12 protein-coding genes and 2 pseudogenes are annotated in these 11,432 nt (G+C 69.5%); 7 read left to right on the forward strand and 7 right to left on the reverse strand.

The features are described from left to right. Positions 1 to 474: 474 nt before the first annotated feature. Positions 475 to 1,650: pseudogene (locus ACWD4J_RS42475) on the reverse strand (helix-turn-helix transcriptional regulator); the annotation flags it as partial. Here ACWD4J_RS42475 and ACWD4J_RS42480 point away from each other — a divergent pair. Then, positions 1,649 to 1,768 (forward strand): annotated as a pseudogene (locus ACWD4J_RS42480) (RidA family protein); the annotation flags it as partial. The pseudogenes ACWD4J_RS42475 and ACWD4J_RS42480 overlap by 2 nt on opposite strands. Before the next feature lie 162 nt (positions 1,769 to 1,930). Here ACWD4J_RS42480 and ACWD4J_RS42485 read toward each other — a convergent pair. From ACWD4J_RS42485 to ACWD4J_RS42495, 3 genes are all read right to left on the reverse strand, one after another. Further along, on the reverse strand, positions 1,931 to 2,884 hold the full coding sequence (locus ACWD4J_RS42485) for a hypothetical protein (protein ID WP_451400911.1): 954 nt from the start codon (positions 2,882 to 2,884) through the stop codon (positions 1,931 to 1,933). Beyond that, positions 2,881 to 3,429 (reverse strand): SigE family RNA polymerase sigma factor, encoded by a 549-nt coding sequence (locus ACWD4J_RS42490; protein ID WP_451400912.1) that lies wholly within the window; start codon positions 3,427 to 3,429, stop codon positions 2,881 to 2,883. The genes ACWD4J_RS42485 and ACWD4J_RS42490 overlap by 4 nt, the downstream gene beginning before the upstream one ends. Before the next feature lie 113 nt (positions 3,430 to 3,542). After that, positions 3,543 to 4,286, reverse strand: coding sequence for a phosphotransferase family protein (locus ACWD4J_RS42495; protein WP_451400913.1), 744 nt, complete (start codon positions 4,284 to 4,286; stop codon positions 3,543 to 3,545). Positions 4,287 to 4,489: 203 nt separating this feature from the next. Between ACWD4J_RS42495 and ACWD4J_RS42500 the strand changes: the two genes are divergently transcribed. From ACWD4J_RS42500 to ACWD4J_RS42520, 5 genes are all read left to right on the forward strand, one after another. Further along, positions 4,490 to 5,173: an IMP cyclohydrolase gene (locus ACWD4J_RS42500; RefSeq protein ID WP_451400914.1), complete on the forward strand. Its 684-nt coding sequence runs from the start codon at positions 4,490 to 4,492 to the stop codon at positions 5,171 to 5,173. A gap of 155 nt (positions 5,174 to 5,328) precedes the next feature. Beyond that, positions 5,329 to 5,922 (forward strand): hypothetical protein, encoded by a 594-nt coding sequence (locus tag ACWD4J_RS42505; RefSeq protein ID WP_451400915.1) that lies wholly within the window; start codon positions 5,329 to 5,331, stop codon positions 5,920 to 5,922. A gap of 13 nt (positions 5,923 to 5,935) precedes the next feature. Next, positions 5,936 to 6,307, forward strand: coding sequence for a hypothetical protein (locus ACWD4J_RS42510; RefSeq protein ID WP_451400916.1), 372 nt, complete (start codon positions 5,936 to 5,938; stop codon positions 6,305 to 6,307). Positions 6,308 to 6,785: 478 nt separating this feature from the next. Then, entirely contained in the window at positions 6,786 to 6,983 is a 198-nt protein-coding gene (locus ACWD4J_RS42515) for a hypothetical protein (protein WP_451400917.1), read from the forward strand. A gap of 71 nt (positions 6,984 to 7,054) precedes the next feature. Further along, on the forward strand, positions 7,055 to 8,647 hold the full coding sequence (locus ACWD4J_RS42520; protein WP_451400918.1) for a GMC oxidoreductase: 1,593 nt from the start codon (positions 7,055 to 7,057) through the stop codon (positions 8,645 to 8,647). A gap of 161 nt (positions 8,648 to 8,808) precedes the next feature. Here ACWD4J_RS42520 and ACWD4J_RS42525 read toward each other — a convergent pair whose 3' ends face one another. The 3 genes from ACWD4J_RS42525 to ACWD4J_RS42535 all read right to left on the reverse strand — a co-directional run bounded on the left by ACWD4J_RS42525 (position 8,809) and on the right by ACWD4J_RS42535 (position 10,743). Next, positions 8,809 to 9,630 (reverse strand): class I SAM-dependent methyltransferase, encoded by an 822-nt coding sequence (locus tag ACWD4J_RS42525; RefSeq protein ID WP_451400919.1) that lies wholly within the window; start codon positions 9,628 to 9,630, stop codon positions 8,809 to 8,811. Positions 9,631 to 9,845: 215 nt separating this feature from the next. Then, complete coding sequence (locus ACWD4J_RS42530) at positions 9,846 to 10,136, reverse strand: zinc-ribbon domain-containing protein (RefSeq protein WP_451400920.1); 291 nt, start codon at positions 10,134 to 10,136, stop codon at positions 9,846 to 9,848. Between the two features lie 190 nt (positions 10,137 to 10,326). Next, positions 10,327 to 10,743, reverse strand: a complete 417-nt coding sequence (locus tag ACWD4J_RS42535) for a nuclear transport factor 2 family protein (RefSeq protein WP_451400921.1) — start codon at positions 10,741 to 10,743, stop codon at positions 10,327 to 10,329. Between the two features lie 501 nt (positions 10,744 to 11,244). On the opposite strand from ACWD4J_RS42535, the gene ACWD4J_RS42540 reads away from it, so the two are divergent. Continuing rightward, positions 11,245 to 11,432: LacI family DNA-binding transcriptional regulator (locus ACWD4J_RS42540; RefSeq protein ID WP_451400922.1), on the forward strand; the 188-nt coding region annotated here is incomplete at its 3' end.

Genomic DNA, 11,432 nt, shown 5'->3' on the forward strand with positions numbered 1-11,432 from the left:
ATCGTGGCATGAACACGACCTGTATGGAAGCGCTCCCACGGCGAGTGGCCGGAAGCCCGCGGGGCCGGAAGTTCGAGACCGGCAGAACGACCGTCGAAAGTCTGACGGCCGTCGCCCGCGCTCCGGTGTATGGTGCTCGTCGCCGCTGAGTGATCGCCTCACAGGAGTGAAAGGGGTGTTGTCGATGGCCACCGTCCCTGCGTCCCGCATGCACGCGTGCGTGGAACAAGCCGTCCATGTCACCCTGCTCACCGGTTGATCTGTCTGATCATGCGCCGGTGGGCTCTCTCCTCAGGAGACCACTGTGCACGAGCCCATGCGTTTCATCTCCCTTCGCATCCGGGGAAAGCAAGCCGAGCACCCACGCGTTGGCGCCGAATGCCTTGGCTCGTTCGGTCCTGTCGCGCTGCTGACGAGCGCTGAGGTGCGGGCCCGGTATGCGTCAGATGACTGCTTCCACGGCCGGGCGCGCCCTCATTCCCGGTGGCCGGCCGTCGCGGGGGAGCCCTTGATGAGGTCGCGGAGCTGAGAGCGGGCGGTGATGCCCAGCTTGGAGAAGCCGCGGTAGAGGTGCGAGCTGACCGTGCCCGGGGAGAGGAAGAGCTTCTCGCCGATCTCGCGGTTGGTCAGCCCGCGGGCGGCGAGCCTGATGATCTGCTGCTGTTGCGGGGAGAGTTCGGCAAGCGTGTCGGGGGCCGTGTCCGTGACGTCGAGGCCGGCGGCCCGCGATTCGGCCCGGGCTCGCTCGATCCACGGGCGGGCGCCCAGGCGGCGGAAGGTCTCCAGGGCCTCGGTGAGCGGCGCCCGCGCCTCGGCGATGCGCCGACGGCGCCGCAGCCATTCGGCGAGGTCGAGCAGGGTCTGTGCGCGTTCGAAGGGCCAGTGCTCAAGGACCGGGTCCGCCAGGGCCGCCCGGAAGTGCGGCTCGGCGGCCTCAGGGTCCGCCAGCAGGCCACGCGCTCGGTTGATCAGCGCACGCAGGCGTGGTGAGGCGTTCTCCGTGAGCGTGCGTGCGGAACGCTCGACGATCGTGGCGGCGTCCTCGGGGCGGCCGCAGCGCACCGCGGCGGCGGCCAGATCCGCGAGGGCCGGGTAGGAGGCGTGGTAGTGCACGGGCGCGCTGTCTGCCGTGAAGGCCATGCGGAGTTGGTCGTACGCGGTCTCGTAGGCGCCTTCCGCGGCTGCCGCGGCACTGAGCGCACGACGGGCATAGACGAAGACCGAGCGGCTTTCCAGCGGATCGATCACGGCGAGCGCCTCATCGGCCCGGGCCCGGGCCGTCACCGCGTCCCCCTGATAGGCCAGCACGGTGGCATCCACGGTGGCCGCACAGGCCACAGCATGGTCGAGGCCGGCTGCCCGGCCGACCGTGGTGATGCGGGCGCAGGCCTCACGGGCCTGGTCCCACCTTCCTCGTTCCACATAGGCCCAGGCGACCGCGCCGCCCAGACCCTCCGGCAGTGTTCCCTGCGACTCCCAGCGGTCGAAGGCCGCGTCGAAGGCGCGGACGGCCTGCGGGGTCTCGTCCAGCAGCCACGCCGTGATCCCGACGGTGGTGAGCAGCTCCGGCCGGGCTTCCGCCTCGGCGGCCAACTGCGGGAGCAGGGAGACGAATTCGGCCCGGTCGTGGAACGGGTCCGACACGGTCCTGAACGAGGCCTACGCCGCGGCCGTCGGCGAGCCCTTCTCCGCCCGCACCACCGTCTACATGCAGCTCCCGCCGGGACTGCTCGTGGAGATCGACGCCCTGGCGGTGCTGGACGGCTGACCAGGGTGACCGGTCGTCTGACGAGGGCGTGCACCGGTCTGAGTCCGGCCGACCTCGCGGATGACGCGCGGTGCCCGCCATCCCGGCCGCCTCCCGGTGCCGCGTCCGGAATGGGTGGCCGGGGGCGCCGTCCCCTGTGCGGCGCCCCCGGGCCGGGCCGCCTTACGGCAGCGTCTTCTCGTAGTACTTGTCTTCGTCGGAGTCGTAGACAAGCTTGCCGTCGGCGTCGTACCCCTTGATGTGCGGGGCCACGGTGACCTGCTGGTTCAGGACGCCGGAGGCGACGAACCAGCCGTCGTCCAGGGCGGCCCGGCTCGTGGCGCCGCCGTAGGAGACGGTCACCCGGGCCACCGACGGCTCGACCGTGCCGATGACCCCCCAGCGGAACGGGAGTTTCCAGTTGCCGCGGTCGAGGACGGACTGCTGGTAGAGCTTGCCGCCGTTGATGTCGGCACTCACGGGGCCGGCGTCCGGTGGACCGTCGGAGCCTCCGCTGGTGCTGAGACCCTGGGCCTTGCCGTCCCTGATGTTGCAGATCAGCCGGATCTGCCGCGGCTGCTCCTTCACCGCGACGACGTACATGCCGTCGCCGGGCGCGTTGGAGTCGCCGGTGCTGTTCATCGCAAGGATGATCCGGTAGCTGTCTGCCGTGCCCAGGTCCGTGCCGGACTTTCCGGCCGGGCCGTGTGTGTACGACTCGTCGAAGGCGAGGCACTTCTCCAGCCCCTCGGCGGCCTGCTCGAAGGTGATCCCGTCGAGGAGCTGGCCCTCCGCGGCCGGCCGCGCGGGCCCTGACGGTGACGCTGACGGCTTCGGTGTCGGTGTCGCCGGAGTCCGCTGCGTGGCGCTGACCGACGGTGTCGCAGCCGCCGCGTCCACGCCCGTGCCCCCGCCGGCCAACGCGTACGCCCCCACGGGCATCGCCGCCAGCGTCACGAGGGCCGCCCCGGCCGCCGCCACCCGGCGCCGCCGCTCAAGGGCGCCCCGGCGGCGGATCGCCGGATACGGCACCGGCGAAGGCCGGATCGTGTACGCGTCCTCGGCGAGCAGCTCACGCAGCTGCTCCTCGAAGTCCCCTTCGGTTCCCGTCCCTTGCTGTTCCTGCTCCTCGTTCACCTGTTGCCTCCCTGCCTCGACGCCGCTCGGCTGCCGACAGGCCTGTCGAGAACCTGCGCGAGCCCCGGATACGTACGCAACTTCGCCAGCCCCTTGGACGCCTGGCTCTTGACCGTGCCCGGCGAGCAGCCGAGCACCTCGGCGACCTCCGCCTCGGACAGGTCCTCCCAGTAGCGCATGACGACCACCGCTCGCTGCCTGGGCGGCAGTTCCGCCAGCGCCGCGAGCAGGGCGCTGCGCTCGTCGGCCCACGAGACGGCCTCGTCGCGCCCCGCCACCTCCGGCGGCGCCGCGGTCAGCGCCTCCGTCACCCGCCGCTTGCGGAACCGGTCGCTGTTACAGCTGACCAGCATCCGCCGGACGTACGCCTCCGGACTGTCGCTGCGCGAGACGCGCCGCCATGACCGATACGCCTTTGCCAGCGCCGTCTGCGTCAGGTCCTCGGCATGGTGCACGTCGCCCGTGAGCAGATACGCGGTCCGCACGAGACGGGACCACCGCGCTCTGACGAAATCCTGGAACTCGGCCTCTTGATTGGCCTGCATCAAGCACCCTCCCTCGCCCTCCAGACCACCGTTTCGGTGAATTTGGTTGCCCGGGATCCGGTGTCTCAGCACCGGGGCGATGAGCGGGCCCTGGGGCTTCCTGCTCGGGGGCGTCACCGGAGGGCGATTTCAAACGCTCGGCGGTGCTCCACGGTGTGTGCGTGCTCGCGCCGGGACCAGGCGATGCGCTCGGTGATCTGCTCTGGAGTGGCCTCGACGGACCCTGCACCGCCCCGCAGCTCCGCCCAGAACCGGGCGTTGCGAGCCTGGCGTTCCAGCATGGCATCGACCAGTACGTCACGCTCAGGGCCGGCCAGACCATAGGCGTCGGACAGCACACGCACCTGAGCGGCCTGAATCTCCACCGGAGGCGCTCCCGCCCTCGAGGACACGCACCACAGCCAGGCCATATACGCCACATCCTCCAGTGGGCTGCCTGGCGCGGCCATGTCGAAATCGATGAAGGCGACCGGCGTCTCGCCCTGAAACACGGCGTTGTTGGGCCCCAGGTCGTGGTGGCAGACGATCTGGTACCGACCCGCAAGCTGGCTGCCCCGGGTGGCCTCGTGCATCGCACGCGCCAGGGCTCCGGTCGCGGCGACCTGCGCATCGGTCCACGGTCGGAGTCTCTCCGGAACCCAGCCCGGCACGTAGCTGAAGATGTCCCGGTCTGACTGATCCCGGCCGAGATAGCGCGGCGCCCCCGCGAACTCTTGCTCCTCCAAGAGCGTGAGCAGCGCGGCGACGAACGGCGAAGCCGGCGAAGCCGGTCTGCGGACCGTGTCGCCGATACGGACGACGCCTCGGGTGATGCGGCCTCCCCCCAACGGGACGACCTCGTCGGACGACTCAGCCATGTCGCGGATTCCTCTCCGTCGCCGCAGGACCACCCAGGGGCGCCATGATGGACGACAGGACGACCTGGCCGGGACCGGCGCCTACCTGTGCACGGCAGAATGTGCCTCCCGAACGGCCGGCCCGGCTGGACGTGCCGTCGCTCGCGGTGCTGCTCACCATCAACGAGCTCCGAAAGCTCTGACCCATGAAGAGAGCCCGATCCATGCCAGACCTCAAGACTCTCCTGTCCTCGAATCCGTACCCCGGGCGAGGCGTGCTCTGTGCCCGGACTCGCTCAGGCGCGGTGCTCGGCGGCTACTTCCTCACGGGCCGCAGCGCCGCGTCGAAGGACCGCGCGCTGCGAGTCGAAGGCGACGAGCTGGAGGTGGGGCCGCTCACTCCCACTGAGCACGACCCACTGCGGCACTACGCAGCCGCCCTCTGTACGGACGATTGGCTGGTGCTCGGCAACGGAGAGCACGCCGCCCAGGTGACCGAGCGGCTGCACAAGGGCGCCTCAGCCGCTGATTCGCTCGGCGGGCTGGAGTACGAGCCCGACCCTCCGATCCGTACCTCGCGGATCACCGCACTGCTCAGCCGCGACGGCGGCCGCACGGTGGTGCTCGGCGCCGCCCGCCCGAGCAGCGGCGCCCGCCTCACCACCAACGTCATGACGCTCACCGTTCAGGACCTGGAGCCGGGCGAGGCCGTGCTTTTGACCACCTATCGTTCGGACGGCCAGACGGTGGCGGTGGCCATGCCCTTCGATGAGACGATGGTCACCGCGAACGACGGCCGTGAGCTGCTGCAGGAGATCTGGTCGGCACTGAACCCCGAATTCCGGATCGCCGCCGTCGTCCTGGACCCCAATGAGGGCCCGGCTACGGCGATTCAGTGCTCAACCTGACACTCCGGGCGGCGGGCGCGGCGGGCGCGCCCGCCGCACTCCGGGTGTCGTCTCCACGATCGTCACGGTCTTCAACCGTGCTGGAACAGAACCAACTTGACCATGCGACTGCGCTGCCCCTTCGCTACCATGCGGCCTCGAAGGGGGGACGGGCCGTGAGCGACTCGCAGGATGCGCGGAGTGCGCTGCTCGCTACCCGGTACGCGCGCGCCAACGATGCCGTGACCACCGTTGCAGCCCCTCTCCTTGCGAGCGGCGGCGTGGGTCTGATCGGCGTCGTCGCCGCGGACGAGGACAAGTTCCGCTGGCCCGGACCGGCTCTGCTGCTGGTGACGCTCGCCGCCATCCTGCTCGTCTCGTGCGTGCAGTGGGGCTTCCGCGCACGTCCTTGCCTTTACTCGATGGCCGACGTGGAGCAGCTGTACGGCGGTGCCCTGACGGCCGAGCAGCGCGAGCGCTACGCGCACCAGCACGCGGTGGACCACGCTCGCTGGCAACGCACCACTGCCCTGGCCGATGCGAGCTACACCGCAGGCCTCATAGCGCTCGGCCTGGGCGTCGCGCTGGTCCTGGCACCGCCTGTCGGCGGCACGCACGCCGGCTGGCGGTGGACCGCCTTCGGCGCCGTGCTCCTCGCCGTCGTGATGGAGGCCGCTTGGACACTCCTGGAGCGCGGCGACCTTGCCCTGAGGGCCTGGCAGCGGCGTCGACTCCTGCAACAGGCCGGCGTCGATACATCCAACGGATAGAGGCGAACTGCTGATGAGTGAACCGCGCGACCAGGAGGAGCAGGGCGACTCGCCCGACACGAACCCGGAATTCGGGCGTGGCCTGTCTATTGGTTCCCCCCATAACCTCGAGGGTGCGTTCAGCGGCCCTGTCGTGGGCAGCCCGCCACCGCTGCTGGAGGGCGACCGCTCCCGCGTGGGAGGTGCCGGAGAGGCAGACGCCTGCCCCGGGTGCGGCGCGGTCTACCCGCGGATGTTGCAGCGGCTGCGGGGGGTACGCGGCCGCCATGAGTCCGGCTGCCGACTGGCCTCCGTTCCCCTGCGGTATGTCGCCGGCCTGGACATGGCGGATGCCCTGCTGCTCCTGGGTGACGGGGAGTCGGGGCCCGGGGGAGAGTCCCACTGACCTCGGCGCCGACTTCCCTCACCGAGGCGGGAGCAGAAGCGGTAGCTCCTCGATCGGACACCGCCAAGGCTGCGCTTCGCAAATGAGACCATCCATCCGTTCCGTATCGACACGCCTCAGAGCGCCCCGCACGGACGAGTTCGCCGCGCCGCCCCCGAACGAGCGCGAGCGCACCGTGACCTCCTGGTAACGCCTCCAGACGTGGAGTCGCGACCGTCAGGGACACGCCGACATCCAGGCCACTCGGCGCATAACCGGCCGAGTCACCGGCAGCATGGCCGTCGGCCACCAGGTGACACCCACAGGCGTCTTGTCACTGAGTGATGTAACGCCCTACCCTCCCAAGTTGACTCGCCAGTAACTACGGCGTCTGGCCGCCGACTTCGGCTGCTGAGGTCGGCACGAACAGCGGTGCTTCCACCCAAGTCGCCGAGCCGCAACACCCCCGCTTTCTACGACCAGCAAGGAAGTGAGACACGTGGGACGATCGCGCGCAACCTTCCGCCTGCGCGCGAGAGCTGTCGATCCTCCCCGCAAGGTCGCCCTGACCACCACGGCGCTGCCCGCACACGCTGCCGACGGACCGCGGCAGGTGGTCTTCCGAGGGGTGGCCATCCCGGCCTTGTACACCCCGCCCGCCGAACTGCCCGAGGCCAACGGCGCGATCACCCGTTGACCGTGCCTCCGGGCCGACCGGACGGCCTCAACCCGTCAACTTCTACACCGGAGCTGCCCATGCCCCCCACCATGACCAGGCGCACCCTTCTCGCAGGAGCTGCCGGATTCGGAGCGGCGAGCCTGTTGACGGCCGCCCCCGCCGCCGAAGCCGCAACGGCGCGCGTGCCGCTGACCAGAGAAGAGCACCGGGTCGTCGTCATCGGCTCGGGATTCGGGGGCGGCGTGGCGGCGCTACGGCTGGCACAGGCCGGTGTCCCGGTGACCGTCCTGGAGCGCGGGCGGCGCTGGCCGACGGGGCCGAATGCGGATACGTTCCCGCGCGTGTCGAGCCCGGACAAGCGGATGCTCTGGTACGGCACCCTCCCGGAGGCCGTCAGGCCGCTGGCCCAACTGGTCGGAACCCCATTGGACTTCTCGCCCTACGTGGGGGTTCTTGAGCCGGTGCTGGGCGAGAACATCCTGGCCGTCTGTGCGGCCGGCGTCGGTGGCGGCTCGCTCGTGTACCAGGGCATGACACTGCAGCCGTCGGAGGCGGTGTTCAACACCTGGCTGCCCGAGCAGCTCGACTACCAGCGCATGAACCAGGTCCACTATCCGCGGGTCGCGGAAATGCTGCAGGTCGCGACGGCACCCGACGAACTGGTCAGCGCATCGAACTACTACACGTCGCGGGTGTTCGCCGAGCGCGTGCGGAAGGCCGGTTACGGCCTCGAGAAGATCCCGATGCCGATCGACTGGGACTACGCCCTGGCCGAGCTGCGCGGCGAGATGAAGCCGTCGTACACGAACGGAGACTGTGCGCTCGGCGTCAACAACGGCGGGAAGCACTCGGTCGACGTGACGTATCTGCCGCAGGCCGAGGCGACCGGGAAGGTCACCGTCGCCACCCACCACAACGTCACCGGTGTCGCCAGGGCGAACGACGGCCGCTGGGAGGTGCACGTCGACCGGACCGACGACTCGGGAAACGTGCTCGAGCAGAAGATCCTCACCGCTCAGGCCCTGTTCATGGCGGCCGGCAGCCTGGGCACCAGCAAGCTCCTCGTCCGCGCGGGTGCCACCGGCGCCATCCCCGATCTGCCCGACGGGCTCGGCGAAGGATGGGGTACCAACGGCGACCGGATCTACGCGTGGACGAACCTCGCGGAGGACTTCGGCGCCGAACAGGGCGGGCCGGTGGTCTACGGCAGCAAGGACTGGGACGACCCGGCGACCGCGAACACCATCATCCAGGCGTCCCTCCCGCCGCTCGGCATCGACACGAGGACGACCATGCTGGTCGGCTTCGGAGTCAGCCCCGACCGCGGCCGTTTCCGCTACGACTCCCTCACCGACTCCGTTTCGCTTCACTGGCCTCTGGGCGGTGACGCCACCAGCTACCGGCAGATCCAGCAGCGGGTCTCGGCGGTCTCCCGCGGCCTCGGCGTCCTCACCGACACGAACCTCCTCGTCAACAGCACCTGGCACCCGCTCGGCGGCGCGCCGATGGGCACCGTGTGCGACCTCGAGGGCCGGGTGCAGGGCCAGCGCGGCCTGTACGTCCTCGACGGCGCCCTGATCCCGGGCACCACAGGAGCCTGCAACCCGTCGATGACCATCGCAGCGGTGGCCGAGCGTGCGATGGACGCCATCGTCACTCAGGACATCGGCACGATCATCTGAGCGGAGACGCCTCATGTTCCGGTGGAGTCCGGCGGGTCCGGCGGGTTCTCACGCGGGGCTCCACGGAACCGGCCCGGTGCGTGGAGCCCGCCCGGCCCCTCGCACGCCGTCCGGTCGAGGCCCACTCTTTGCCTGGCAGCTCGGTGACCGCCCCCTGGCGGTCATGCGGTAGCCGGCTTGCGGGCCAGTTCGTAGGCGAAGCTGACCGTTTCGGTGAGGCGGTCGTTGACCGTATGGGGGCTGAGTTCGGCGGTGAGGTCGGCGTCGAACTCGGCGGCGTGGTCGGCGAGCACCGGGGGCGGCAGGAATGATGTCGACCGGATGTGCCCGGCGAGTTCTGCGATCGTCCAGTGGTGCTCGACGGAGAACTCGTGGCGTCCGGCGGGGGCGAACCCGGCACGGGACATCACGGCGTGGTCAGGGTCCTGCTTCCTCGCCTGCTCCCAGCCGGACGGGACGCGGCCGGACGCGCCGAGGGCGTTCTGCCATGTGCGCAGCAGGTTGTCCAGCGCCCGTTGCCAGCCCTGGGGGCCGGTCCACGGGCCGGTGGACCAGCACAGCGCGAGGTGGCCGCCGGGCTTGAGCCAGGTGCGTGCGCGCCCGGCGACCAGGGTGCGGGGGAGCCGGTGAAAGGCATTGCCGATGACGATCAGGTCGAAGCCGGCCGGCTCGGCATGCAGTTCTTCGGCGTCGGCGGTGATCGTCCGGATGTGGGCTGCGTCGACGGCGCTCGCTTTGGCGCGGACCACCTCGGTCATGTCGGGTTCGGCGTCCACGGCCCATACATCCGCGAACCGGCCGCGCAGTGGGAAGGCGAGCTGGCCGGTGCCGCATGCCAGGTCGAGCAGGCGTCCGTGACCTGAGGGCGCTGTCCGGCGTACGAGGTCGGCGATCATCGCGTCGGGGTAGGGGAGCCGGAACCGGTCGTAGTATCCGGCGGTGCCCCTGTACAGGTCGGGCTCGAACCTCACGTCGCCTGCCATGCGACCACCATCGCACAGGTCAGCCTGGCCCCGGGAACACGGCGGTATGCAGCCGCCCTGACGAAGGAGCACCAACTATGGTGCGGCCACTGTCTGTTACGGCGACAGGACGTGTTTCGGCAGGAGAGCGGGGCCTGAGCTGCCGGCCAGGCCTCGCACCCCGGGCACACGGAGTCGGCCGCGGCTACTGCGCGCCCGCCCTCGGAACCACAAAGTCAGGACTGGTACGGCTGCTGCTGCGGTTGCCCGTGGGTCTGACCGCCGTGCCCGCTTGCGCCCTGAGCCTGCAGCTGTTCCGCCTGCTCCTTGGTCAGTTTCTGCTCCGCGCCGCAGAAGGTGCACTGCGTCGCGTACTTCGTCGAGAACGGGAACAGCGGCACGAAGAACAGCGTGAACTTCGTGACGCGCTTCCTGAGCGTGTGCGCGGAAGGGTTGCCGCAGTGACCGCACACCAGGGTCAGTATCGCGAGCTGGTACAGGTATCCCTTGGTGCCAAAGATGATCATGCTGTTGGTCCTTCCGGGGGCGGTGCCTGCCGGCACAGTGCCTGCGATCGGCAGGGTTCGGTCATGGAGCACAGTCTCGTGCACATCGATGTGATCGGCGGAAGGGCGCGACGTGATGTCGCCTTCGTCACGGACCTGCTGAAGAACTCGCGCAGGTCCACGCCCGCCCCCGTGTTGATCCGTGGACTGATCAGCTATGTGTCGTCACACCGTTCAACGGAGTACGCCGTGACGACACCTTGCGACAGGAGATCCGCCAGCCGTCAGAGGTACGCACGGCGATGTCATCGTAAGAAACGGAACCGCAGGAGCCGTCAGCCTTGATGCCCAGTCCCTTGGATCGGACCTGCGCCTGGCCGTCTGCCGACTCGGTCACGACGACATTGGTGACGTGATGCGCAACGGGGTTGGCGGCTCCCAGTGCCAGGGCTGCTTCGCGGAAGGCCGCGATCCCCGTCAGTCGGCCTTGACCGAAGTCGGTCAGGTCGTAGACGACATCCCAGGTGAACACCTCCTCCAACCGGTTGAGGTTTCCGTCGTCGACGAGGTGGCCGTGCAACGAGACCAGCTCGGTGATGGCCAAGCGGTCTTCGAGGGTGAGTGACATATGTGTCCTCTCCGGCCCGGCGTGCAACGGCCAAGCCGATTGTCGGTCCTGTCGTCGGGGCGGCACCGCAGCTGCATCTTTGACGCCGTCATTGCGCTCCGCCGATCGAGCGCGCCTGCTGGTCGCGGTCGTGATCGGCAGAGGTCGCGCCTCGCTGCGAGGTCGCCGAGCCTGTCGCGGTCTGGCTGATTGCGACGTACTGCCAGTACAGAAAGGAGCGGTGTTGGCGCACCAAGAAGGAGGGAGGGCTCGCGGTGAGGCGCTCGCAGTAGGAATTGCGCTGGCCTTTCGCGCCGTGGCGCGCATCCCCCGTGAAAGTGAATCGAGACGCAATCGTATAGCGGGTCCGCACGGACTGAGGCCTTACGTGCTCCATCGGATTGCTTCGACTCCCTTGTGTTCCAAGGACGTTGGACCGCCACTGCCATGCAGATACGTGCCTGTCCACGGTAGATGCGCCTTCATACTCCTCCAGGCAGGGATTCTTACTATCCGTTCACCATGACAGCAGCAGGGAAGCACCAGGTGAGCCGCACGGAGACCCCCCGTCGAGGCAGCCGGACGAGCAGAGCAGGCATCAGGGATGTCGCCGCTGCCGCCGGTGTCTCCATCACGACCGTCTCCGATGCGCTGAACGGCAAGGGCCGGCTACCGGACGCCACACGGCGCCATGTCCGCGAGGTCGCCGA

The sequence above is a fragment of the Streptomyces sp. NPDC002577 genome, from assembly GCF_053594815.1.